This window comes from Enterococcus xiangfangensis (assembly GCF_005405365.1).
Taxonomy (GTDB): Bacteria; Bacillota; Bacilli; order Lactobacillales; family Enterococcaceae; genus Enterococcus_A; species Enterococcus_A xiangfangensis.
The window spans coordinates 15601-41467 of record NZ_BJDX01000008.1; the positions used below are offsets into that span (position 1 = coordinate 15601).

General features: G+C 40.8%; 26 protein-coding genes. 3 read left to right on the plus strand and 23 right to left on the minus strand.

Annotated features, from left to right (window positions below; translation table 11 throughout):
- Positions 1-5: 5 nt before the first annotated feature.
- The 11 genes from hisD to FFM68_RS10070 all read right to left on the minus strand — a co-directional run bounded on the left by hisD (position 6) and on the right by FFM68_RS10070 (position 10601).
- Positions 6-1328, minus strand: coding sequence for a histidinol dehydrogenase (gene hisD / locus FFM68_RS10020; RefSeq protein WP_137619204.1), 1323 nt, complete (start codon positions 1326-1328; stop codon positions 6-8).
- Positions 1325-2884 carry an ATP phosphoribosyltransferase gene (gene hisG, locus FFM68_RS10025; RefSeq protein ID WP_137619205.1) on the minus strand — a complete coding sequence of 520 codons (1560 nt, stop codon included), beginning with the start codon at positions 2882-2884 and terminating at the stop codon, positions 1325-1327. The genes hisD and hisG overlap by 4 nt, the downstream gene beginning before the upstream one ends.
- A gap of 270 nt (positions 2885-3154) precedes the next feature.
- Positions 3155-3934 (minus strand): DNA repair protein RecO, encoded by a 780-nt coding sequence (recO, locus tag FFM68_RS10030; RefSeq protein ID WP_137619206.1) that lies wholly within the window; start codon positions 3932-3934, stop codon positions 3155-3157.
- A 123-nt stretch (positions 3935-4057) separates the two neighbouring features.
- Positions 4058-4957, minus strand: coding sequence for a GTPase Era (gene era / locus FFM68_RS10035; protein ID WP_137608714.1), 900 nt, complete (start codon positions 4955-4957; stop codon positions 4058-4060).
- A gap of 54 nt (positions 4958-5011) precedes the next feature.
- The gene (locus FFM68_RS10040) at positions 5012-5407 is read right to left on the minus strand and encodes a diacylglycerol kinase family protein (RefSeq protein WP_137619207.1); all 396 of its coding nucleotides are present in this window, start codon (positions 5405-5407) and stop codon (positions 5012-5014) included.
- Positions 5385-5858 carry an rRNA maturation RNase YbeY gene (gene ybeY, locus FFM68_RS10045; RefSeq protein WP_137619208.1) on the minus strand — a complete coding sequence of 158 codons (474 nt, stop codon included), beginning with the start codon at positions 5856-5858 and terminating at the stop codon, positions 5385-5387. Before ybeY ends, FFM68_RS10040 begins: the two co-directional genes overlap by 23 nt.
- Positions 5858-8062 carry an HD family phosphohydrolase gene (locus tag FFM68_RS10050; protein ID WP_137619209.1) on the minus strand — a complete coding sequence of 735 codons (2205 nt, stop codon included), beginning with the start codon at positions 8060-8062 and terminating at the stop codon, positions 5858-5860. Before FFM68_RS10050 ends, ybeY begins: the two co-directional genes overlap by 1 nt.
- Before the next feature lie 15 nt (positions 8063-8077).
- Positions 8078-8998 carry a PhoH family protein gene (locus FFM68_RS10055; RefSeq protein WP_167483482.1) on the minus strand — a complete coding sequence of 307 codons (921 nt, stop codon included), beginning with the start codon at positions 8996-8998 and terminating at the stop codon, positions 8078-8080.
- Positions 8999-9382: 384 nt separating this feature from the next.
- A complete protein-coding gene (locus FFM68_RS10060) occupies positions 9383-9829 on the minus strand; it encodes a GatB/YqeY domain-containing protein (protein ID WP_137619211.1) in 447 nt (148 codons plus the stop codon).
- 20 nt (positions 9830-9849) lie between these two features.
- Positions 9850-10026 carry a 30S ribosomal protein S21 gene (gene rpsU / locus FFM68_RS10065; RefSeq protein WP_002356740.1) on the minus strand — a complete coding sequence of 59 codons (177 nt, stop codon included), beginning with the start codon at positions 10024-10026 and terminating at the stop codon, positions 9850-9852.
- A gap of 137 nt (positions 10027-10163) precedes the next feature.
- A complete protein-coding gene (locus tag FFM68_RS10070; RefSeq protein ID WP_137619212.1) occupies positions 10164-10601 on the minus strand; it encodes a Fur family transcriptional regulator in 438 nt (145 codons plus the stop codon).
- Positions 10602-10686: 85 nt separating this feature from the next.
- Between FFM68_RS10070 and FFM68_RS10075 the strand changes: the two genes are divergently transcribed.
- A complete protein-coding gene (locus FFM68_RS10075; protein ID WP_137619213.1) occupies positions 10687-11541 on the plus strand; it encodes a pyruvate, water dikinase regulatory protein in 855 nt (284 codons plus the stop codon).
- A gap of 2 nt (positions 11542-11543) precedes the next feature.
- Here FFM68_RS10075 and FFM68_RS10080 read toward each other — a convergent pair whose 3' ends face one another.
- The 9 genes from FFM68_RS10080 to FFM68_RS10120 form a co-directional block, all read right to left on the minus strand.
- A complete protein-coding gene (locus FFM68_RS10080; RefSeq protein WP_137619214.1) occupies positions 11544-12473 on the minus strand; it encodes a homoserine O-succinyltransferase in 930 nt (309 codons plus the stop codon).
- A complete protein-coding gene (locus FFM68_RS10085) occupies positions 12458-12721 on the minus strand; it encodes a hypothetical protein (RefSeq protein WP_137619215.1) in 264 nt (87 codons plus the stop codon). The genes FFM68_RS10080 and FFM68_RS10085 overlap by 16 nt, the downstream gene beginning before the upstream one ends.
- A gap of 371 nt (positions 12722-13092) precedes the next feature.
- Positions 13093-13956: a homoserine kinase gene (gene thrB, locus FFM68_RS10090; protein WP_137619216.1), complete on the minus strand. Its 864-nt coding sequence runs from the start codon at positions 13954-13956 to the stop codon at positions 13093-13095.
- Positions 13953-15011, minus strand: coding sequence for a threonine synthase (gene thrC, locus FFM68_RS10095; protein ID WP_137619217.1), 1059 nt, complete (start codon positions 15009-15011; stop codon positions 13953-13955). The genes thrB and thrC overlap by 4 nt, the downstream gene beginning before the upstream one ends.
- Before the next feature lie 2 nt (positions 15012-15013).
- The gene (locus FFM68_RS10100; protein WP_137619218.1) at positions 15014-16303 is read right to left on the minus strand and encodes a homoserine dehydrogenase; all 1290 of its coding nucleotides are present in this window, start codon (positions 16301-16303) and stop codon (positions 15014-15016) included.
- Between the two features lie 127 nt (positions 16304-16430).
- The gene (locus FFM68_RS10105) at positions 16431-16718 is read right to left on the minus strand and encodes an ArsR/SmtB family transcription factor (protein ID WP_137619219.1); all 288 of its coding nucleotides are present in this window, start codon (positions 16716-16718) and stop codon (positions 16431-16433) included.
- Positions 16719-16732: 14 nt separating this feature from the next.
- Positions 16733-18457, minus strand: a complete 1725-nt coding sequence (locus FFM68_RS10110) for a phospho-sugar mutase (protein WP_137619220.1) — start codon at positions 18455-18457, stop codon at positions 16733-16735.
- Positions 18458-18683: 226 nt separating this feature from the next.
- A complete protein-coding gene (gene trxB, locus FFM68_RS10115; RefSeq protein ID WP_137619221.1) occupies positions 18684-19598 on the minus strand; it encodes a thioredoxin-disulfide reductase in 915 nt (304 codons plus the stop codon).
- A 242-nt stretch (positions 19599-19840) separates the two neighbouring features.
- A complete protein-coding gene (locus FFM68_RS10120) occupies positions 19841-20059 on the minus strand; it encodes a YneF family protein (RefSeq protein WP_010740033.1) in 219 nt (72 codons plus the stop codon).
- Positions 20060-20352: 293 nt separating this feature from the next.
- Here FFM68_RS10120 and proB point away from each other — a divergent pair, with 293 nt between their 5' ends.
- Entirely contained in the window at positions 20353-21162 is an 810-nt protein-coding gene (gene proB, locus FFM68_RS10125) for a glutamate 5-kinase (protein ID WP_137619222.1), read from the plus strand.
- A complete protein-coding gene (locus FFM68_RS10130; protein ID WP_137619223.1) occupies positions 21155-22405 on the plus strand; it encodes a glutamate-5-semialdehyde dehydrogenase in 1251 nt (416 codons plus the stop codon). The genes proB and FFM68_RS10130 overlap by 8 nt, the downstream gene beginning before the upstream one ends.
- 182 nt (positions 22406-22587) lie before the next feature.
- Here FFM68_RS10130 and FFM68_RS10135 read toward each other — a convergent pair whose 3' ends face one another.
- The 3 genes from FFM68_RS10135 to tyrS all read right to left on the minus strand — a co-directional run bounded on the left by FFM68_RS10135 (position 22588) and on the right by tyrS (position 25757).
- Positions 22588-23478 (minus strand): deoxyribonuclease IV, encoded by an 891-nt coding sequence (locus FFM68_RS10135; RefSeq protein WP_137619224.1) that lies wholly within the window; start codon positions 23476-23478, stop codon positions 22588-22590.
- 17 nt (positions 23479-23495) lie between these two features.
- On the minus strand, positions 23496-24401 hold the full coding sequence (locus FFM68_RS10140; RefSeq protein ID WP_137619225.1) for an AEC family transporter: 906 nt from the start codon (positions 24399-24401) through the stop codon (positions 23496-23498).
- 93 nt (positions 24402-24494) lie between these two features.
- Positions 24495-25757, minus strand: coding sequence for a tyrosine--tRNA ligase (gene tyrS / locus FFM68_RS10145; protein WP_137619226.1), 1263 nt, complete (start codon positions 25755-25757; stop codon positions 24495-24497).
- Between the last annotated feature and the right edge of the window lie 110 nt (positions 25758-25867).

The window sequence follows — 25867 nt, forward strand, 5'->3', positions numbered from 1 at the left end:
GCCTATCAGACAAATCTGTCCGCACTCTTTTTATCCTTTGCCGCAAAAGTGGAATCATTGTCTCTTCGGACTTTCATCGAACGTGCGTGACCGATCAACGCTTCAGTCTCCGAAAATAATTCGACTGCTGAGGCGGCTGCTTCCAGTGCCTCTGAGGTATAATAAAGGTAGCTGCTCTTTTTAACAAAATCGTCTACTGATAATGGTGAATAAAATCTCGCCGTTCCTTCAGTCGGTAAAGTATGATTGGGACCTGCAAAATAATCGCCCAAAACTTCAGGCGTATGGTGGCCTAAAAAAACACTTCCGGCATTTTCTATTTTTCCTAGCAGCGCAAATGGGTCAGCGACTGACAATTCAAGATGTTCCGGTGCAATTAGATTGGCTATATCTGTCGCTTCTGCCAAATCTTGGACCAAAATTATTTTCCCGTTGTTTTCAATTGCAGCGGCTGCGATTTCTTTTCGCGGTAATTCTGCCAATTGCTGTTCTAGTTCTAATTGAATTTTTTCAATCAATGCCTCTTCTGTCATTACGAGAATTGCTTGCGCTAATTTATCGTGTTCTGCTTGAGCCAAAAGATCCGCTGCGACCCAGCGTGGATTGGCGCTGTGATCCGCAATGATCAAAACATCACTCGGTCCGGCGATCATATCGATATCAACGGTTCCATAGACCATCCGTTTGGCCGTGGCTACATAAATATTTCCAGGACCTACGATTTTATCTACTTTCGGAATCGTTTCGGTTCCATAAGCAAGCGCTGCTACGCCTTGCGCACCACCGACTTTATAAATTTCATCTACTCCGGCAATTTGTGCCGCAGCTAAAATCGCAACTGGAACATTGCCTTCACTATCCGTAGGGGTCATCATGACGATTTTTTTGACTCCGGCGATTTTTGCCGGTAATACGTCCATCAACACGGTACTGGGATAGGCGGCCGTTCCGCCGGGAACATAAACCCCAACGCAAGACAACGACAAGATCCGCTGCCCCATTACAACCCCGTTTTGCTCAGTTGAAGCAAACCCTTGACGGACTTGTTTTTGATGAAACGCAAGAATATTGGCTTTTGCTTGTTCCATCACTTCTAGCAATTCGGCCGAGACTGTGAGTAAAGCCGTTTCGATTTCTGCTTTACTCACAGTCAATGAATCCAATGTGACGTTATCAATTTCTTCGATCAATTGATAAAGCGCTCGATCGCCTCCAGTTCGTACACGTTCAATGATTTTTTGGACGATTGCGGAGACATCCGCGGTTTCAGCGTATTTTCGCGCTAAAATATCATTTAATGGATCCCTTTGGGTGGAATAAACTCTCATAATTGCTCCCTCACCTTCTCAATCACTTTCTGGATTCTTTCCTGTTTAAACCGCCAAGTCGCGTTGTTGATGATCAAACGTGCAGAAGACGGTGCGATCTCTTCGATGACTTTCAGGTCATTTTCTTTTAACGTCGTTCCTGTTTCGACGATATCGACAATTACATCCGATAACCCTAACAGCGGGGCTAATTCGATCGAGCCATGCAGTTGGATCAATTCTACCGAACGCCCGCGGCCTTCATAATATGCTCTTGTGATTTGCGGATATTTAGTTGACACACGTAAAGGTCGTGAAAAATCTTCTTCAAAGTCATTGTGCGCCGCAACTGCTAAACGACAGCTGCCCATGTGAAGATCTAAAAATTCGATTACTTCAGCTTTGCTTTCTAACAAAACATCTTTGCCTGCTACACCGATATCAGCAGCACCATGCTCGACATAGATTGCGACATCGCTCGGCTTTACTAAAAAGAAACGCAACTTGTTTGTCTCATCGCAAAAGATCAATTTCCGATTCTCTGCAAAAACTCCTTTAGCCGCGACACCCGCTTGTGTAAACAACTCATAAACCGCATCCCCCATTCGACCTTTAGGTAAAGCGATATTTAGATATTCAGCACTCTTACTTGCCACTGGAATCTTTTGTCCGACATGATTCAACTTCATCCCAAAACCGATTGCTCCTTGATTTTTCCCTTGACGGCTCATTAATCGATCATATCGTCCGCCATATAAAATCGTCACGCGCGCCTCTTTTGTAAAACCTTGGAACAACAATCCACTATAATAATCCGCATCATTCATAATTGAAAAATCCAAACGCAAATGAACTTTTTCTGCTAAATTCTTTTCTTGCAACGCTTGGTATAATTGCTTCAGCTCCTCTAACCCCGCTTGTGCTTCGGGATAACTCGCCAATAATTTTTTTGCCCGTTGATATTTCGTTTCAAAATTTCCTGATAAACGAACTAATTTAGCCAAGTTTTCAGATTCTTCTTTTGCAAGTCCCGCTTTTGCAGTCAATGCGTCCATGCCATGAGAACTCTTATCTCGCAAACAATCTAATACTTTTTGCCGATCTTCTTCCGCAAAACGATCACAGATTCCATTTAAAATCCCCATGTGAGAAAGATCCAATGTCCCTTCGCCAACTTGAGCCAAACTTTCCCAAGCCAGTTCCAATACTTCCAGCTGATTTTCCCACGTGATCTCATCGATGATCTCCAGACCAATTTGATAAATTTTTTGATATTCTCCCGCTTGTCGATCATGACGGTACACATCTTCTACGTAATACACTTTCCGTGCTTTTCCGGCTGGTGTGTTCTTAGCGATTGATAACGTCACATCCGGTTTCAATGCCATTGTTCGCCCATCATTTCCAGTAAACGTAATAATCGATGAGTTTCTTAAAAAATTGTAGCTTTGTTGATAACTCCCATAATCTTCAAAGTTATTTAAGTGATAAGGATGGAAATGATGCTGAGTATACAACTTTCTTAGCTTTAATTCGATTTGTTCTTCAGGCCTCAATACTTCCCATAATTCTTCCATGCTCATCACTCCCAATTCTTATTAACATTCTTATTGTTGCTGATTTACTAGCAGCTTTAACTTACAACATAAAATGCTTTTCTCATTTTCATCGTTAAAAATTTATTTATTTCTAATAATATTAATGGTTTTATCATAAATTAGCAATGGAAATCTGTGAAACAACCCTCTCTTTAACAAATAAAAAATTATCTATGCCGTAGAATTCTTGAAATTTTCAAAGAAAAACAAGCAATAAAAAAATCTGCAGTACCATTCAGGTTCTGCAGATTAGTTTGTATCTTTTGGTTTTAATACATCTTGCCACTCGCTCATCTGATCAATGAATTTCTTGCTTTTTAACTGCAAGCCAATGTATTCCTCGTACAGTTGATCCAATGTTTGGCGGATCGCTTTTTTTGTCTCGGATTTTAAATTGATCGTATTGATATTTTCATATGTCACGCTGTTGAACAAGCGCAGAAAATAAATGGCTCGCGGATCAGCATGATAACGGCGCGGATCTAAGTCCCAATGCTCTTGGCAAAGAATCCCATTATATTTTGAAGAAAAGTCAAAAGCACCGGTCTTCTTGCCACACACGCCACAAGCCTGCCAGTTCAATGAAACACCAAATCGCTGCATGATTTGCACTTCAAAAATATTCATAATCGTCTCGCCGTCAGCCCCCTCGTTCATCCGCTGCAAAGCTTCCCGCGTAAATCCATACAATGCCGGATCGTAGACATGATCTTCAATTGCGGCATCAGTCAAACCTAAAATATATGAACCGTAAGCATTTAAAAAAATATCTTCTTGTAATTTCCGCAAAGGTTGGACCTCTTTGGCACTATTTAAGAAAGACAAGCCCTCGGTTTTCATATTTCCGATGAATATCGCTTCTGTGAAGGGCTGAATCGCTGTTTGCAAAGGATGGTTGGCACGATGGACCCCTTTTGCAAAAAACATCACTTTGCCGGCTGATTCGGTAAAAATTTTGACCAATTTGTCTTTTTCTTTATAATCACGGCTGAATAAAATGATCCCTTTTGTCTCACCAATCTGTGCCATAAACTCACCTCTCGCCATTAATTCTTGCTTTAATTAGTTTGTTCATTCTAAGCCAATTATAAAAAACGGTGCAAAGTAGAACGGGTGCACAAAAGCTTCACGAGAAGTTCGTGAAGCTCTTGTTTAATAATCGTCTTTTCGGTAACCGTAATCTTGCAGATACGTTTGTTTATCTCGCCAGTCTTTTTGGACTTTGACCCATAATTCTAAATAAACTCTGTCTGCTAAAAGCGTCTCGATATCTTTACGAGCTTGTGTCCCGATATTTTTCAACATTTTACCGCCCTTGCCGATAATGATGCCTTTTTGGCTCGTCCGTTCAACAATGATAGTCGCTTGGATATGAACTTTGTCATTTTCGTCACGCTTCATCGACTCAGTCACGACCGCTACAGAATGCGGCACTTCGTCTCTAGTCAAACTCAAAACCTTTTCCCGAATCAATTCAGAAACGATAAAGTATTCTGGATGATCGGTAATTTGATCATCGGGAAAATATTGCGGACCTTCATCCATTTGGTCAACCAATGTTTCAAGCAGATGCTCGACATTGTTTCCTTCAGTTGCCGAAATAGGAATGATCTCTTTGAAATCCATGATCGTACGATAGTCATCAATGATCGCCAAAAGCTCATCTGGATGGATCGTATCAATTTTATTGATCACTAAGTAAACAGGGACTTCTTGTTTGCTCAACCGCTCCAAAATGAAATCGTCACCGCGGCCGCGTTTTTGGTCTGCGCTGACCATGAAGATGATTCCGTCAACTTCTCTAAGTGCACTATAAGCCATCTCAACCATGTAATCGCCTAGACGATGTCTTGGCTTGTGGATACCTGGTGTATCGATAAAGATGATTTGTGCTTCTGGTATCGTATAAACACCTTGAATTTTATTTCTGGTCGTTTGTGCTTTATCGCTCATAATGGCGATTTTTTGCCCAACAATGCGATTCAACAATGTTGATTTACCGACGTTTGGTCGACCAACGATCGCTACAAATCCTGATTTATGTTCTGACATAGTCCATTCCTTCCTGATAGCAACTAACTGCTATTTTGAGTCTGCTGACTTTGACTAAAGAAAGAGCTCAATAATTTTTGGTAAAAAGATAATGACGCCGACAATCACGGCAAACGCCGAAGTGACTAAGACCGCTCCGGCAGCCATATCTTTGATTTTTTTTCCGATTGGATGAAAATGGTGATCCGTCACCATATCCACGACATTTTCAAATACAGTGTTGATGATTTCTACAATCCAAACTAGAAAGACCGCTAAAAAGATCCACAGCCATTCAAGTACAGAAACACCTAACAAGAACGCGACAAGAATCGCCATCAGACCAAAGACCACGTGCGCACGCATATTGCGTTCTTCTTGAAAAACGGTTTTGATTCCTTGGATCGAAAATTCTAAAGACGTGACGAAATGTTTATTTTTCCCCGTTTTATCTTTTAAGTCCATAGGCATCTAATATCTCTTTCTGTAGACCGAACATCTCTTTTTCATCCTCAGCTGTCATATGGTCATACCCATTGATATGCAAAAAACCATGGACAGCTAGAAACCCTAATTCACGATCAAAACTATGCCCATACTCTGCAGCTTGTTCCTGAGCACGCTCTGTAGAGATCATAATATCACCAAGATTGCGCGGCATCGGATCTTCTTCATCCATAATGATCGGAACTTCATCTTCCCCTTCTTCTTCTAAGGCAAAACTGATGACATCTGTTGGTGCATCTTTTCCACGATAATCGCGATTGATAACTTGAATCGCTGCATTATCCATAAATGTCACTGACATCTCCGTATCTTCCGGCAGTTTCAAATAATCCGCCGCAAATTGTAAGACACCATCGATCTCTTGGATCTTTTCATTCGAGACTTGCTCGGTTTCATCAATAAAGGTAATATCCATTACTCTTCCCCTTTTTTCTCTTGCTCTTCTTTCATTTTCTCTGCCTCTGATTGCATTCTTGGATACTTGATCCGAGAATGGAAGGTCGAGCTTAATCCGCTGATTAATGATTTCTCAACGATACGAATCTCTTTTAAGGTCAACCCAGAATCATCTAATTGACCATCATTGATCCGTTCTTCAATCAATTTATGGACAAAATCAGTGATCTTATCAATCGACGGATGATCCATTGCTCGAACTGCGGCTTCACAACTATCAGCGATATTCACAACTCCAGCTTCTCGCGTCTGCGGCTTAGGTCCTGGATAACGGAACTCTGCTTCTGTCGTTTCAGGATTGCGTTCTTTTGCTTTGAAGTAGAAAAATTTCATTAACGTCGTACCGTGATGTTGATAGCAAATATCGATGACCATTTGCGGCATCTTATATTCTTGCAAAATTTTGGCCCCTTCGATGACATGACCAAAAATAATTTGTTTGCTGTCTTCTGGCAGTAAGAAATTATGTGGATTTTCTGCACCTGTTGGCAGATTTTCAACAAAGAAATTCGCGTGACGGATCTTGCCGATATCATGATAATAACAGGCCACTCGGGTCAGCAACGAACGTCCGCCGATCTCTGCTACCGCATTTGCACTCAAATTTGCTACCATCATTGAGTGATGGTACGTTCCAGGAGCTTTTTCTAACAGTTCTTTTAACAGCGGATGATTGGGATTACTCAATTCATTCAATGTAATCACACTGCTGTCGGTCACTAAAATTTCAATGTACGGCTGCAATCCCATCCCCATAATAAAAGATAAGATGCTGGCAGCAAAGGCGCCTAATAGTAATCCCCAAGTTTGCGAATCAGTAAAAGACATGCCTTGATAAATACTCAAAATGATCGACCAAATCAATGGGAACGCCACGATCCAAAGCATCGCTTGTTTCAGCTGATCAGCTAATCGTTTTTGTTTCACCATGACTGCTAATGTACCTGAAAACAGATAGGTCATCAAAATCACTGGCAGCATATTCGTTCCAATCACATTGTAATAAATGAACAACGCGAAAACTGTTTGAAAAACAGCCGATAGCGCACCTGCTCGTCGATTGACAAAGACTGTCAAGATCAACGGCATAAACGCGGCTGGGAAGAACAGCGCCAAATTATTGGAGCTGCTGCCTTGAAAACTTTGAAGGGTCTTCATAATAACAACGCCGATCACCATCGTTGCGCTGTAAAATAAAATAAAACGCACACGCTGAAATTCGACTTCAAATTGTCGACTATAAAACCATAGCAATACTCCTTGCAAAATCGCTGCCAGAATCATTGCGATCAATGGAAAAACAGACGTACTTGAGCTGGTCAAGCCTAGCAGTTTCAACTTGTTGATCGAATTAGCGTCGATTTGACTGCCTTCTCGCACGATGACTTCTCCTTGATAAATCATCACTGGCTGAACTGAGTCGCTAGCTTGTTCTTTTAATTCATCCGTCCGTTTTTGATTCAAGGAGTCATTGATCACGATTCCCTCTTCTAATAAGTAACGAATGACTTGACTAGACGCATCTGACAAACCTAAACTTTGGATCTTATCGATGGCTTGCTGTTTGTATTCAGCAAGATCGCTTTGACGGATCCGTTTGGTCATTTGTTCGTCTAAAAGACTCAAACTTTCTGTTCCAACTTTAGTCAAATCAGCGGAACTCAGCTGGACGACTGCTTGATAAAATTCTTCCGGCAACTGTTGATAAAAAGTAACCGTGTCTTGGTCCAGACCTTCGAAATTCTTTTTGACTGCGGCTACTCGCTCATCTACTGTCGGCTGAGGAATCTTTTCACCTTCTTTAGCTTGCGAGACTTTGCTTTGATAATTTTTATCCAGTTCACTATTGGCCTTTTGGATCAAAGTAATCAATTGACTGATCCGATCATGCTGTGTATTAGCTAACTCCGCCTGATACGTATATTCAGGTGTGACTGCTTCGGCGGCAAGCTGACGTTTTTGATTTGTTTCGTCTTTATTTTCGATCGTCTTATTAGCACGAATGCTTTCTGTGGCAACTTGACCTTCTTGATAGTCTACACTTTTTTGAATCACACTAGTAAGCATCGTCAAAACTAAGATAAGCGAAAAGACGCCTAGAATGATTACTATAAATTTTGAACCTAACTTCTTCAGCAAGTTATTGATGGGTTGATTTAACATTCAATTCCCTCCTGACTACTTCTCTTGGCGTCGTAGGTTCTCTTGCTCGTACGCTTCGATAATTTCTGCAACGACGGGGTGTCTAACTACGTCCCCTGCTTCAAAGTTTACAAAGCGGATTTTTTTGATTCCTTTTAACGTTCGCTCAGCGTGAATCAATCCGCTGACTTGTCCTTTCGGCAAATCCACTTGAGAAGTATCGCCATTGACGATCATCTTAGAATTAAATCCAAGGCGCGTCAAAAACATCTTCATTTGCGAGATTGTCGTATTTTGAGCTTCATCCAAAATGACAAAAGCATCATCCAACGTCCGACCGCGCATATAAGCTAAAGGTGCAATCTCAATAACTCCACGTTCTAATAAACGATTTGTATGTTCCATCCCAAAAATTTGATGCAGTGCATCATACATTGGACGCAAATACGGATCGACTTTTTCCTTGAGATCTCCCGGCAAGAAACCTAAACTTTCGCCGGCTTCAACAGCTGGACGCGTCAAAATGATCCGCTGAACCTCGCCTTTTTTCAACGCGGCGATTGCCATGACGATCGCTAAATACGTTTTCCCAGTACCAGCAGGACCAACTCCGAAAACGACATCCGACTTGCGAATCGCTGCGATGTAGCGGCTCTGTCCGATATTTTTAGGCCGGATTGGTTTTCCATTGCGATCTTTTAGTAATTCTTCTTCATAGATCATGATAAATTCATCTAAGTGATTTTCACGTCCCAAACGCAAGGCCGTCATGATATCGGGCGTTGCGATCTTGATTCCGCGATCGATCAAAACTTGCAGCGTTCGGATAATATTCGCCACTAACTGCGTTTCTTCTTTTGGTCCGATGATTTGGATCATTTCACCACGAGTATTGATCGTAGTTTCAGTATTGTCTTCTAAAAATTTTATATGTTTATCATGGGTACCTAAAAGCATACTGATGTCATCTTTTCCATCAAGCTTTATTTCTAACGACTCAAAATCGTTGCTATTCAACAAGCGTTCATCCCTTCGTAAATCATTCCATCTTATAATACCACACTCTAAATAAAAGCAAAATTGTCTAAACTTTCATAAAAAGTTGGAAGAAACAGCAGGATACTGACGTGTTCTGTCTTTTCTAACGTTCTATCAATTGTAGATTTGTTTTTCTAACATCAAAGCACAGCGATTTTTGCTAGATCGATACGAGCTGCTTTTTGTATTCAGACTTTGCTTTCTAAGTTTTATAAATAAACTAGCCTGTAGCTCCATTTTTTTGCTAAACTATGTATTTCGCAAAAAAAGCCGAGAGAAAATTCTCTCGACTTTCATTACTACTTAATTGTTTAGAAGCTCTTTGACGATTGCATTGACTTGATTGCCATCGGCTTTGCCTTTGACTTTCGGCATCACTGCTCCCATTACTTTACCAAATTCTTTTGGCGAAGCGGCTCCTGTTTTTGTAATTGCTTCTGTAACGATTGCGCGGATCTCTTCTTCGGAAAGTTGAGCCGGCAAATATTTTTCAACAACTACGATTTCCTTTTTGACTTTATCAGCCAAATCGGCGCGATCAGCTTTTTCAAACTCAGTTAAAGAATCTCGACGTTGTTTCATCTCACGAGATAAGACAGTCAATTCTTCTTCCTCATTTAAATCCTGACCTTTTTTTATTTGCTCATTTTGAATCGAAGCTTTCAGCATCCGGATCACTTGCAAAGTCTCTTTGTCTTTTGCTCGCATCGCTTGCTTCATGTCTTCATTCAAGGTAGTAAGTAGTGACATCGAATCACTCCGTTCACAGACTAGAATTTCTTACGTTTTCTAGCTGCTTCTGATTTTTTCTTACGTTTCACACTTGGTTTTTCATAAAATTCACGTTTGCGAGATTCTTGTAGAGTCCCTGCTTTTGAAACGGAACGTTTGAAGCGACGAAGAGCATCGTCAAGAGATTCATTTTTACGAACCACTGTTTTTGACATATAAATTCCCTCCCTCCGGGCTTGAAATGTAACCGTTTTTGTTATTGAAAGATACTCTCAATAAACAAGACCGTCCATAAGTCATTATAGCTAATGGGCTATTTTGAGTCAAGGTCTGAAGAATTTTAATTATTAATTTATTCATTAATTTTTTGACACTTCGCACATCGCCCATATAACTCGAAGCGATGACCTTCAATCTCGCAATCATCCAGCTGTTCTTCAAAGAAATTCATTGGGCACATATGGATCTCCTTTGTCATTCCACAGACTGTACAAATAAAATGATGGTGATGCTCAAAATTTTCACTGCAGCTGAAACGAAATTTCATCTCTCCTTGCAATTCGGTATCTTCAATCAAACCGATTTCGCAAAATTCCCTTAAATTGCGATAGACGGTATCGTAACTTAATCCGGGAAATTGTCCATTCAAATAATCATAAACTTCGCGGGCAGCAACGTAACGATTGCATTTGATTAAATAATCCAACAGTGTCTCACGTTTTTTTGTATACTTAAAGCCGTTTTCTTTTACTTTTGCGATAGCTTTTTCTAATAACGTTGTCTGGGTCATCGTATTCCTCATTTCAAAGTGTAATGATTCCGAATAAACTGTATGGTATAATAAATTATCACTGATTGCAAGGGAGATTTTCTTTATGGATAGCGAAAAACAAAACGAAGTAGTCACTATTTTTATCATCTCCGATTCTGCAGGAGAAACTGCTTCAAAATTAGCTCAAGCTTCGATGGCGCAGTATCCAACTGTGGAATTTTGTCTCTTCCGGCGGACCTTTGTGCACACGGAAGAATTATTAATGAAAGCGTTGAATGACGCCAAAGCCGAAAACGGCATGATCATCTATACATTGATTGATCCTGATCTAGCTAAAATTGCTAAAGATTTTTCGGATAATGAGGATTTGTTTACAATGGATTTGTTAAATCCTGTTGTTAGTGAAATCGGAAAACGAGCCCAGCTTGAACCGACCGGCGAACGCGGAGCATTGCACCACTTGAACGAAAATTATTTCAAACGCATCAAGGCGATGGAATTTGCAGTCAAATATGACGATGGAAAAGATCCACGTGGTTTTTTAGAAGCCGACGTTGTCTTATTGGGTGTTTCCAGAACGTCCAAAACACCTTTGAGTCTGTACTTAGCCAACAAAAATTTAAAAGTTGCCAACTTGCCTTTGATCCCTCAAGCGCATATCCCGAAACAATTGTTTGAGATTGATCCCAAAAAAATCGTCGGTTTAACCAATGACCCTGAAGTTTTAATCGGTATTCGTAAAGAACGGATGCGTGCTTACGGTTTAAATCCCGAAACAGCATATTCAGATCGAGAAAAAATTCAAGCGGAACTAAAATTTGCCCATGAGCTCTATCATAAATTAGGTTGTGAGATCATCAACGTAGCAACTCTTTCTATTGAAGAAACAGCGGCGATGATCATGAGTGCGTTAGACTTAGAAGACCATAGTTATTACTTTATGGAAGAAGAAAGCTGAGATCAGATTGATCTCAGCTTTCTTTCTTTTTGCAACTGGCGAATTTCTTCTAAGCGATAAGGAGTAAACTGATACACATCGTTTAGCCAGTTGTGATAAAACAAATGTGCTTGTGCCCGCCAAGAATTATGGATATTCCCATCCTCATAATAATTTTGAGGCTTAGCAGTCGCTATTCCCCGCTCACGATCACGCAAATATTCTTTTTCTAAAGTATCGGTGCCGTATTCAAAATGCCCCATCAAAAAAATATCATGTTCATCTTCAGAAATCAAAATCGTTGATTGACCAGACTCATCTTTAGCAATTACTCGGATTTTTTTCTGACGGACTTGTTCTTCATCGATCCCCGTATAGCGTGATTGTGGCATCCAGAAACGATCATCGAAGCCTCTGAACAAGCGGAATTGATGTTTTATAGCTTGTTTATATATCCCAAAAAGTTTTTCTTTAAACGCAACTTTATCGACCCCAAAATGGTGATACAATCCGGCTTGCGCCCCCCAGCAAATGTGAACAACAGAAGTCACTGACGACTGGCTCCATTCCATGATCTCTACTAATTCCGGCCAGTAATCAACTTCTTCAAACGCCAGCTGTTCTACTGGCGCGCCAGTGATGATCAAACCGTCATAACACGTCTCTTTTACCTGAGAAAAATCCAAGTAGAATTCATCTAGATGAGTCTTACTCGTGTGTTTGTGTTCGTGGCTGGTAATTTTCAAAAAATTCACATCAATTTGTAAAGGACTTTGACTGATCAACCGCAGCAGATGAATCTCTGTATCAATTTTATTTGGCATCAAATTGAGAATCAATAACTTTAACGGACGAATATCTTGATGTTTTGCCCGAAAATCTGCAATCGCAAAAATATCCTCAGACTCTAAAACAGCTTTTGCCGGAAAATCAGCTGCTAAGCGAATCGGCATAAGGCATCCCCCTTTAGACTAATTGATAATAAAGACCTGAATCCTTCATCTTTAGCAAAACCACCGAACAAGAAAATTTTTGATTTGTTGCAACACTTCAGCTGTTGGCGATTGTTCACACCTTGCCAATTCGACTGACTTTTTGATGGCGTTGCAGATTTATGTTCAACAATTGTATTTGGTAATACGCTGATTTTTTCATTTCTTGGATAATTTCTAGAATCCAAACAGCTCGTTTCAATTTCCATTATTTTCCTCCTCATTTAGCTTATTAAGTCACAAATAAATACCGTTCCAACAATTTTTGAATTTTTTTATGTATCTCGATCAATTTATTAGATCAATCAACTGAATAATTTAACGTTTGCGCTCTAACTCAACAAAAAAACTCCCATCCTTTCAGCTATGAAAGGACGGGAGTTCCGTGGTACCACCTTAGTTTATCAGTCTCTTACAAGGCTGAACTTTCGTCGTATTGCTACGAACTGCTGTAACGGGCGTTCCCGTGTCGGATCGACAACTGCTCCGAGGCCATCTTCTAACAAACCGCTGCTGCTTCTTTTCAGTTTCCGAAGCTCTCTGTCAAGTCCGATTCGTTATACTCTTCTCTTCAATGCAATTAAAATATTTGTACGCCTTCTCTTTCGATTGAAAGAACATCGATCGATGCTTCAGGATCGAAGTCTTGCAAAACGGCTGCTAATTTTTCGGTCTTTTCTGGTGGTGTCAATACTAAAACAGTCGGTCCAGCACCACTTAAAAAGCTGCCGTAGCCGCCATAAGTTTTACAAAATGTCCGAATCTTTTTGAGATGCGGAACAAGGTGTTGGCGATGGCTTTCATGCAAGATATCACGTTCCATCATTTTTCCAGCTAACGGTAAATTACCATTTAAGATGGCCGCAATCATCACATTGCCGATTGAACTGGCTTTTACCGCATCGCGATAAGCCAGTTCTGTAGGTAAAACGGCGCGGCTTTCTGAAGTCAGCAACTCGTGATTTGGGATGAAAGCAATCACATCACAATCGGGAAACGTATGCTCCACAAAATTCACTTCATTGTTGTTGTAGCTTGCTACTACAAAATCGCCACAAATCGCTGGCGCTACATTGTCAGGATGACCTTCGACTTTTGTCGCATAGGCTACTTTTTGTTGCGGCGTCATCCCTAGATTTCCTAAGCGATTGGCTAATTCGATCCCCGCTACGACTACCGATGAACTGCTGCCTAAACCACGTGCAATCGGAATGTCTGAAATCATCGTAAGCTGATGCGGTTTCAAATTTGGCGCAAGATCTAAAGCCGTTTTGATCAACAAATTTCTTTCATCTGAAGGAATCTTGCTGCCTAATTGATGATTGATCTGCCAATTCCGAGTTTCCGGGCCTATCTCGATCGTCAGATATTGTGACAAAGCGATGCCGCACGAGTCAAAGCCAGGACCTAAATTGGCGCTGGTTGCCGGGACGCGGATTTTCATAAAGCTGCCACTCCTTCACGTAAGTGTTGGCGCATATCCTCCACGTCGCTCATCTTATTGATTTTGATATCTGTTTCTTTGATCGCCGTATCAGGATCTTTTAAGCCATTTCCGGTAAAGACCGTTACAACTGTTTCGCCTGGCTTAATCCGACCATTTTTCACATGTTGGATCACTCCTGCTAGTGATGCCGCTGAACCAGGTTCAACAAAAACACCTTCTTGAGCGGCGACTTTACGATACGCATTTAAAATTTCTGCATCTGTCACTGAATCGATATACCCGTTCGATTCATCCCGCGCTGCTTCGGCTAACTTCCAGCTGGCTGGATTCCCGATTCGAATAGCAGTCGCAACTGTTTCAGGTGCCTCGATGACTTGCCCCTTCACAATGGCAGCTGCGCCTTCTGCTTCAAAACCATGCATTCGTGGTAATTCTGTTCCTTTTTTCTCATGCCATTCTTTGAAACCTTTCCAATAAGCAGAAATATTTCCGGCATTTCCAACAGGGATCGCTAACACGTCTGGTGCTTTTCCTAATTGTTCGCAAACTTCAAAAGCAGCTGTCTTTTGACCTTCTAATCGATAAGGATTTACTGAATTGACTAATGCTACTGCTTCAGTCTCAGCAATGTCGCGAACAGCTTTCAATGCTTCATCAAAGTTTCCGGGAATCGAGATGATGTCTGCGCCATAAGCAATTGCTTGAGCCAGTTTACCTAATGCGATTTTCCCGTCAGGAATAACGACATAGGCTTTGATTCCTGCTCGTGTGGCATAGGCTGCCGCAGCCGCACTTGTATTTCCCGTTGAAGCACAGATGATCGCTTTTGCACCCTCTTCTACCGCTTTAGCGACCGCCATCACCATTCCGCGATCTTTGAATGAACCGGTCGGATTCAGTCCTTCATATTTTCCGTATAAAGTAATGCCTAACTCCTTTGATAGATTTTTCAAAGGAATCAGCGGTGTGTTTCCTTCAGCCAAAGCAATTTGAGGTGTCTTATCTGTGATTGGCAAATATTCTTTATATTGTTTTAATAAACCTTCGTACATCGTTATTCCCCCATAACTTTCATTAATGACAATAATTTATAACTCGTTTTTTCTTTGATTCCTTGTTGGATTGTTGCCAACTCCGTTTCAGATGTTTCATGGGTGATTAAAACTACCCGCGCACTTGTTCCATTGCCTTTTTCTTGAACAACTTGTTCAAAACCAGCCTTTGCCTGTGTCATGATCTCAGCTAGTTTTAAAAATTGACCCGGTTCATCCGGCATTTCTAATGATAAAAAGTATCTGCTGGTATTTTCACTTGGCGGCGTGATTTTGGTTGGCTGTGTATAGCCGGTGAACCGATGTCCGACTGTATTTTTTTTCATCTTATTGACAGTCGTCATCAGATCCGCCACGATACTTGTCGCTGTAGGTCGGGCTCCTGCACCTGGACCGTAATACATCGATTCACCGATCCCCGAACTTTTGATAAATACTGCATTCATCTCGTTATGGATCGAAGCAAGTGGATGATTTTTCGCCACAAGTACTGGACCAACTTCAACGGAGATCGTATCGCCTTTTTTGATCGTTGACCCAATCAATTTTACGGTGTATCCAAGCCGGTCAGCTATCGCAACATCTGCTGCCGCTAACCCGCGAATCCCTTTAATCTTGACTTGATCCATCGCTACTGTCATCCCAAAAGCAAATTTACTTAAAATGACCATTTTATACGCGGCATCGATACCATCCACATCATTGGTCGGATCACTTTCTGCAAAACCAAGCTCCTGAGCTTCCTTCAATGTTTCTTCATACGTTCGATGCTCTTGGACCATTTTAGTCAGCATATAGTTAGTCGTGCCGTTGACGATTCCTAAGACTTCTGTAATATCATCTGCTGCTAAACTATTGGCGATCGTCCGCAAAATTGGAATCCCACCTGCAACGCTTGCTTCGTAATATAGATTTCGCTGCTGGTCACGTGCTAGATCAACCAATTCGCTACCATACTGAGCCATCAAATCTTTGTTGGCAGTCACAACGTGTTTACCCGCTAAGAGTGCGTCTTTGATAAAAGTCTTAGCTGGTTCGATTCGTCCCATTACTTCTACGACGATCGAAATTTCTGGATCATCCAAAATCGCCTCTAACTCAGTAACTAATTCCAAATCATATTTTTGGGCTAACTGATTTTTATCTTCACCTGATCGAATCAAGGCTTTTGTTACAACCAAGGAGCCACCAATACTTTTTTGAATTTTTTCTTGGTGATCTGCTAGAATTTCTAAGACACCGGTACCTACCACGCCTAACCCTAATAGACCCACCTTGACTGCTTTTTCCATAATCCGCCTCCATTAAATTGCATTATTATTAAAATTAATTTCATTGTTTTCTAATAGTTAGCTACCAGTATAACAAAATTCTCATAAAAAAAAAGAGCTTTTCCAAAAAATTTGGAAAAGCTCTTTTTTATTGGTGTAAGACATGACGGAAGGTTTGTTCTAAAACATCTAAGACATGCTGATCATCCAAACTGTATAACATCGCCTTGCCATCACGGCGTGCTTTTACTAAGCGATTGTCGCGTAATAGTCGCAATTGATGAGAAACAGCGGATTGTTCCATCGCTAATGTGTCACTGATCGATGAAACATTGCGCTCGCCTTCTTTCAGAAACATTAAAATCTTTAACCGTGTCGGATCACTCAAAATTTTAAAAAATTGACTGACCGCTTGAAACTCTTCGTGTTCCTTCATTTTTTAGCCCTCATTTACTCGGCGATTTTACGGATTGCTTCTTCATAAGTCGCGATTTTTTCTGCGGCAGTATCGTGAGAATCACCTTTCACGCCAATATATAATTTGATTTTTGGTTCTGTCCCAGAAGGTCGGATCGCTAACCAAGTTTCATCAGCCAGTGTATATTTCAAGACATCCGAAGCAGGCATCTCAATCGCTTTTTCAGATCCATCTGCTGCGATCGCTTTAGCTGCTTTGAAATCTTCAGTCAGTGTAACTGCAACATCAGCGAATGCTTTTGGTGCTTCACTACGCAAGTTTTCCATAATCGTTTTGATTCGTTCAGCACCTTCTGCACCGCTTAATGTAACAGAGATCGTTTTTTCTGCATAATAGCCGTATTCCGCAAAAATATCTTGAAGACCGTCATACAACGTTTTGCCTTGTTTTTTATAATACGCCGCAACTTCTGCTAATAAAACTAGGGTTTGGATCGCATCTTTATCACGAACGAAAGATTTGATCAAATAGCCATAGCTTTCTTCAAAACCAAACATAAATGTTTGCGAATGATCGGTTTCATATTGTTGGATTTTTTCAGCAATAAATTTAAAGCCAGTCAATACGTCTACCATTTTCACATTGTAACTAGCTGCAATCGTTGTCGCTAATTCACTTGATACGATTGATTTTAAGACTACTGCATTTGCTGGCAAAGTCCCTGCTTGTTTATGCGCTTCTAAAATATAACGAATCAAAAGAGCACCGATTTGATTTCCTGTTAGAACTTGATAGCGTCCATCCGGCAAACGAACGGCCGCACCAAGACGATCGGCATCTGGATCTGTCGCGATCAATAAGTCTGCGTCTTCTTGTTCCCCAAGCTTAATCGCATATTCAAACGCAGAATGTTCTTCTGGATTTGGTGATTTTACAGTGGAGAAATTGGGATCGGCGATCGCTTGTTCAGGAACAAGCATAAATTTTTCAAAGCCAGCCTGTTTCAAGGCTTTTTCTCCAAGCATTTTGCCTGTTCCATGTAATGGTGTATAAACTAATTTTAATTCTTTGCCCATTTCATTGATCAATGCTTGATTGATTGTTACAGATTTGATTTCTTTCAAATACTCAGCATCGACCTCAGCTCCAATGATAGTAATCAATCCGCTGTGTTCAACTTCTTCATCTGACAACACTTCAACTTCTAACGGATTTTCCACATTGCGGACAAATTTCGTCAATGCATCTGCGTCTTCAGGCGGCATTTGCCCACCATCTTCACCATAAACTTTATAGCCGTTGTATTCCGCAGGGTTGTGCGATGCGGTGATCATGATTCCTGTAAAGGCATTTTCATAACGAACAGCAAAAGATAGTTCAGGCGTTGGCCGTAGACTTTCAAATACAAATGAAGGAATATCGTGTTTTGCCAATGTTTTGGCTGCTTCCATAGCAAATTCTGGCGACATATGACGGGAATCATAAGCAATCGCCACTCCGCGTCGTTTCGTTTCAGGATCTTGCGTATCCATAAAACGTGCTAAGCCTTCAGTTGCTTGGCGAACGGTGAAAATATTCATCCGATTGACGCCAGGTCCTAAGATTCCGCGCATTCCTGCGGTTCCAAATTCTAATGGTTTATAAAATGCATCTTTTTTCAGCTCAGGGTCTTTGCCTAAGTCTTGTAATTTTTTCCGCATGTTTTCATCTAATTTATCTGAATCGATCCATTGTTCATAAACTTGTTCCCAAGACATGAAACACACCTCTTTCAAATTTTTTTACCATCTAAGTATACCATTACTGTTATATCCAGCAAAGGGAACATCTATGTCGAACTAAAAAAACGCCGCAGCTCTGCAAAAAGAGCACACGACAATAGTGGATCGCTTCAAAAAATTTTGACTTATTTCCAAAGAAATGGCTAAAATACCGTTTAATCGAAAAAAAGATGCGACAAACCTCTTGTCGCACCTCTTAAAATCAATTTTGTTCTTCAATATATTTATAGACTTGTTGGCCTGCGATCCCGCCTTCGCCAACAGCTGTCGTGATTTGACGTAAATCTTTCTCACGAGCATCACCAATCGCAAAAACACCTGGAATCTTTGTTTTCATTTCAAAATCAGTTTCGATCCAGCCAGCAGCATTTGTGATCCCGCTATTTTTGAACGGTTCAGTCAATGGTTCCAAACCAACATAGATAAAGGCGCCATTCGCTGGTTCTAAGTGAACTTCTCCTGTTTTGACGTTGCGTATCTGTGCACCAGTCACGACCATTTCATTACCGACGATTTCGTCAACAACACTGTCCCAAATAAATGAAATTTTTTCATTTGCAAAGGCGCGGTCTTGAATGATTTTTTGTGCCCGCAATTCGTCACGACGATGAACGATTACAACTTCAGAAGCAAAACGAGTTAAATAAATCGCTTCTTCTACTGCTGAGTCGCCGCCGCCGACAACGATCAACCGTTTGTTGCGGAAAAAGGCGCCGTCACAAACTGCACAATAAGAAACGCCACGACCTGCAAAAGATTCTTCCCCTGGCACACCTAGTTTACGATGTACACAGCCTGTAGCAACGATGATTGTTTTCGCCTGATATTTTTTATCTTCTGTAATGACTTCTTTGTAATCGCCATGATCTTTAATGTCTTGAACGATTCCATAAGCATTTTCAGTGCCGAATTTTGTGACACCATCATACATCTTCATCGCAAGTTCCGGCCCCATGATGGACTCAAACCCTGGATAATTTTCAATTTCAGCGGTGTTGTTCATTTGTCCGCCTGGTGCCCCACGTTCAATCAAAAGAACTTTTAAATTTGAACGTGAAGCATATAAGGCTGCGGTCATCCCTGCTGGACCCGCACCAATAATTATTACATCATACATTTCAGTAATTCCCCCATTCGGCTTTACTTTACATCCAAGAATTTATTCTGTCGACAAATCTGCTTTGCAAGTTCTGTTTCCTATTTTAGTAAGTAAGATCTTATGCGAAATGACCACTACCATCAGTTTCCATGAACTAAAAAATGATTTCTCGAACCAAAGTTAGCTGCCAGTTGTGCGTTTTTCTCAAAATTTGTCAAAAAAGAAGGGCAACCATCCTGCGACGATTGTCCTTTCAAAAATTATTGTTGATTCTTCATTTGTTGCATCATTTGACGCACTTTTTTTTCTGAAGGTTTTTGCCCCATCGACATCATCATTTGACGTAACATATCCTCGTTAATCGGAGGATTCTTTTTGAAATAGTCTTGCATATATTTACGGGCTAAGAAGAAACCGCCAACAGCACCTAATAGTGCAGCAATTACTGCGATCAATACTACAATTCCAGTTGATACCATTTTCACCGCTCCTTTCCTGACACATTCTCATACATTTTACTAGAAGATCCAGCAAAAGAAAAGCCGTTTTCAAAATCTTAAAATCCAACTATGAAATTTTCATTCAATCTGATCGATTATTCAGCTATTTATTTTCTATTAAGAGAAGAAAAGAACGCTTTTTTACTGATAAAAACCAAATAAACCGCATATTTCTTCAACTTTTTATAAAAATACGGTGAAATAATAATTAAAATATGATAAACTTCGAAACAATACCTTTCTTCCTGGTGGCTAAGTGAAGAGGTGCAACTATGAGAAATTTTTTGAAATCTGTCAATCGGATCGTGGTGAAGATTGGGACAAGTTCCCTGATCCACCCAAACGGCAAGATCAATTTGGATGGTATTGATCAATTGGCCTTCGTTTTAACTGACCTCCGCAATCAAGGAAAAGAAATATTGTTAGTCTCTTCTGGTGCGATTGGTGTCGGAATGGCTAAACTGATGATTTCCCAACGTCCGTGTGAGATCCCGCTACAACAAGCGGTCGCGGCAGTCGGTCAAGCGGAACTGATGCAAATCTACAATCAACGCTTTTTAAGATATAGTCAACAAACAGCTCAAGTTTTATTGACACGAGATGTTGTTGATTTCCCAGAAAGCCGCTCAAACGTCATCAATACATTGGAACAACTGCTCGCAATGGGAATTCTACCGATTATCAATGAAAATGATACTGTAGCGGTCGATGAAATGGATCACACGAGAAAATTTGGTGACAATGATGAATTATCCGCGATTGTTTCACAATTGGTGAAGGCGGATGTTTTGATTATGTTAAGTGACATCGATGGTTTTTATTCGGAAAATCCCACCAAAAATAAACATGCTGTCTTATACTCTACTGTCTCAGTGATTAATCAAACATTGCTGGATCAGGCCAGCGGCGAAGGCAGTCGTTTTGGTACAGGTGGCATGGTCAGCAAGCTGAAAGCCGCTCAAAGAGTCTTAGCTGAAAAAAGTACGATGGTCTTGGCAAACGGCAAACCTCCTAGAATAATTTTTGATATCTTAGCAGGCAAAGAAGTCGGAACATTATTTAAGGGGGAAAAATATGAATAGCTTATTAACTACACTAGGACAGCGAAGCAAATTGGCGGCTCAAAAATTAGGTCAGCTAACAACTGTACAAAAAAATAATTGCTTGCTACAAATGGCAACTGATTTAACAACGAATACGGCAATAATCTTAGCGGAAAATCGCCAGGATTTGAGTCGAGCAAAAGAAAATGGAATTTCTGAGTCGATGATTGATCGGCTTTGCTTAACAGATAAACGGATCCAGGAGATGGCTGAAGGGATTCGACAAGTCGCAGCATTGCCTGATCCAATCGGTGTAGTGGAAAAGATGTGGCGGACAGAAGATCAGCTGCTGATTGGACAACAACGCGTTCCTCTAGGTGTGATCGGGATTATTTTTGAATCGCGGCCAAACGTAACTACGGATGCGGCTAGCCTATGTTTCAAATCCGGCAATGCGGTAATTTTACGCGGCGGCAAGGAAGCCTTTTACTCTAATCAACTATTAGTAAAACTGATGCAGCAGACTTTGCGTAACAATCAGCTAGATCCGGAAATGATCCAATTTGTCAATGACACTTCTCATGCTACAGCCAATGAGCTGATGCAGTTGGATGAGTATTTAGATGTTTTGATTCCTCGCGGCGGTGCCGGTTTGATCCAACGTGTCAAAAATAATGCGACTGTCCCAGTAATTGAAACAGGTACCGGCAACAATCACATCTATGTTGATTCCGCCGCACAGTTGGAGATGGCGTTAAAAATAGTTGTCAATGGGAAAACACAGCGCCCCGCCGTCTGCAACGCTGTCGAAACTTTATTGGTTCACGAAGCAGTTGCCGCTGAATTTTTACCAATGGTTGAACAAACTTTGACACCCCAGCATGTCGCTTTACGAGGGGATGCTCTCGCTTTATCTCATTTAAAGCAAGCAAATTTGGCAACAGAAGCAGATTGGTCAACTGAATTTCTGGATTACATTTTAGCAGTCAAGGTCGTCGCTACTATCGATGAAGCGATCGAGCACATCAATCACTACAACTCTAAACATTCGGAAGCAATCGTGACTGACAGCTACCATAATGGACAAAAATTTCTAAAAGAAGTCGATGCAGCGGCGGTTTATATCAATGCATCCACTCGTTTTACTGACGGTTTTAAATTTGGACTTGGTGCAGAGATTGGGATCTCTACGCAAAAATTACATGCTCGCGGACCGATGGGCTTGGAACAGTTGACTTCTAGTAAATACATCATCTACGGCGATGGTCAAATCCGAGAATAACTACTGATTCTACAGCAAGTTAAACTTAAAAACCTTCAATCTGCTTGTCTAACGATTCGGCTTCACTTTATAACAGAAGTAACCAATAAAAAAGCCGACACTCAAAGCAATCTACTGACCGTAAGGACTTACTTATTTCTTTGTCCTAACAAGTCAGCCGATCAGTTAGAGTGTCGGTTTTTTTATTGTGCTTGGATTTTTGTTAATACATCTGGATCAAATTTTCCAGCTTTTAACATAGCAATTTCAAATCCATAAGGAGCTTGTTGATTCTTTTTGTCTGCTCCTACGTATGGTGTCTCTAAAATTTTAGGCAGCTGTTGCAACTTTTCATGATGTACGATAGCGTTCAGCGCATCAAATCCGATCGTACCAAAACCAATATTGGCATGACGATCCTTGTGAGAACCGATAGGATTTTTTGAATCATTTATGTGGAGTACTTTCAAACGATCCAAGCCAATCACGCGGTCAAATTCTGCCAGTACACCGTCAAAATCTTCTTTGACATTGTAACCTGCGTCATTAGTATGGCACGTATCAAAGGTTACTGAGAGTTTTTCGTTTAAAGTTACTCCGTCGATAATATACGCCAATTCTTCGAATGTTCTGCCCAATTCTGTTCCTTTTCCTGCCATCGTTTCTAAAGCAATTTGCGCACGCTGATCTTTGGTCAATACTTCGTTCAAGCCTTTGATGATCTGATCTAGGCCTGCTTTTTCGCCAGCACCCACATGGGCACCGGGATGCAAAGTGATCTGCATTGCGCCTAACGCTTCTGCTCGCATGATCTCATCACGCAAAAATTGGACGGCAAAAGGAAACATTTCTGGCTTCTTCGTATTGCCTAAATTGATGATATATGGTGCGTGCATCACGATATTGGATAAATTATGTTCTTTCATAAATTCTTCACCAGCTGGAATGTTCATCTCTTCCACTGGTTTGCGGCGGGTATTTTGCGGGGCGCCGCTATAGATCATAAAGGTCGATGCTTCATAGCTGGCAGCTTCTTGCGCTGCACCTAACAACATGCCTTTTCCCTTCATACTTACATGAGAACCGATTAACATAAAAACCTCCAGTTTTTTTATAGAAATAATAATAAACTCGTCATCAGCGGTAGACTGATCAAAAAACTCAGGGATGAGGTAAAACCCACCACCTCCGCTCGCATTCCAGCCGCGACACTATTGATAACACCAAATGTCGGGATTGGCCCGACAGAGACCAGACACAAAACGATTTTGATCATTTCAGGGACTGGCAGCAACAGCACTAAGCATACGGCTAACAGCCCTGCCCCATATTTGATTACTAAGACCCGCGCCACCAATGCCAGATCTTTTCTCGGCAGGCGCAGTTCTAAAAATAATCCGATCATAAACATCGATAAAAAAGTATTCGCGTTAGCGATTGGTTGCACCATTTGAAAGAAGTCTTGCGGCAAATCAATCTTCGCAACACGCAAAAACATCATAATCAAGTAACAAAGAAACGGCACAGATCGACCTAAACGTCCAAGTACTTTTTTAAAACTAGGACGCTCCTCCGTCCCACCACTGATGCCTTCGATCACCACATTGGATCCGCCGGCCAGCATGACACTGTTTCCGATATCAAAAAAAGATAAAATTGGAATGGCCAGCGGCATGAAACTTTGCACAAAAGGAATTGCAAAATTTCCAATATTGTAACCCGAAACGCTGTACATTAAAAATTCGCGTTCGATGTGTTCTTGTTTTTTTGATAAAAAATGACCGACGATAATCATCGCCAAATTCAAACATAGTCCTGCTAAAATCAAGAGCAACAACTGATTTTTGATCACTAATGCTTGCAGATTTACGATGATTGCTGCCGGTAATGTGACATTGACAACTATTTTTGAGATCAGCGAACCGTCTGCTTTGGTTAACAAGTTGAGCCTCTTAGTCAAATAGCCTATCAAGATAATAACAAATAATCCGAATGAATTTAATAAAACTGCTCGCATCCTCGCACCTCTCCAACCTGAAAAACGCTTACCCAGCAATATAAAGAAAGGGGATTGTTCCAAAATATTGGTACAATCCCTTTACAGTCCTAACTAAAATTGTAAAACAAAATATTTTTTCTTACCGCGGCGAATAACGATGTATTTATCTGCTAATTTATCTTGATCACTTAATGTATACGCTACTTCTTGCACACGATCGCCATTGATGTAGATGGCACCGTTAGTGATATCTTCACGAGCTTGCCGTTTTGAATTTTCGATTCCAGCTGTCAGCAAGATTTCGACTAAATTCAGATCATCGTCTGCTTGTACATGGTAGTTTGGTACATTTTTAAATCCTTGTTTGATTTCTTCATCATTCAAGTTTTTTACGTTACCGCTGAATAGTGCTTCAGAAATATGCACTGCTTGTTCATAAGCTTCTGCGCCATGAACTAACACTGTGACTTCTTTTGCCAAAGCTTTTTGTGCCGCGCGCTGTTCAGGTGCTGCTGTAAAATCGGCTTCAATTGCAGCAATTTCTTCTAAACTCAAGAACGTGAAGTATTTCAAGAATTTGATTGCATCACGATCATCTGTATTGATCCAGAATTGATAAAATTCATACGGTGATGTTTTCTCTGGGTCTAACCAGACTGCATTGCCTTCAGTTTTCCCAAATTTTGTTCCATCTGCTTTAGTGATTAGCGGCATCGTCAAGCCAAAAGCCTGTTTCCCCTCTTCACGCCGGATCAATTCGATCCCTGATGTGATATTTCCCCATTGATCGCTTCCGCCTAATTGCAGCAAGCAACCATAGCGTTTATTCAATTCGTAAAAATCATAGGCTTGTAATAACTGGTACGCAAATTCCGTGTACGAAATCCCTGACTCGATTCGACGTTTCACACTTTCTTTGCTCATCATGTAATTGATCGTAAAGTTTTTACCCACATCGCGTAAAAAGTCGATCATTTTTAATTCGCCCAACCATTCATAGTTGTTGGCAACGATTGCTGGATTTTCTTTATTTTCAAAATCGATGATCCCAGAAAGCTGATTTTTGATACTTTGCGACCAGCTTTGAACAGTATCCAATGTATTTAATTGACGTTCTGCATCCTTAAATGAAGGGTCTCCGATCATCCCGGTTCCGCCGCCAACTAAAGCAATCGGCACGTGTCCGTTTTGTTGGAAACGACGCAACGTCAAAATCGGTAATAAATGACCAATGTGCAGACTGTCTGCCGTTGGGTCAAAGCCGATATATAGTTTAACAGACTCTTCATTTAATTGTTTTTCTAGGGCTGCTTCATCGGTTGCTTGAAAAATTAAGCCACGGGCTTTTAATTCTTGGAAAAAGTCTGAATGCATTTTTTATCCTCCTAATTATTTTTGATACCTCATTTTAGAAAAATGAACTATCGATTCATTACGCATCTCATTTCTTAATGATTGCTGCTTATACTTTCCCATATTAACCG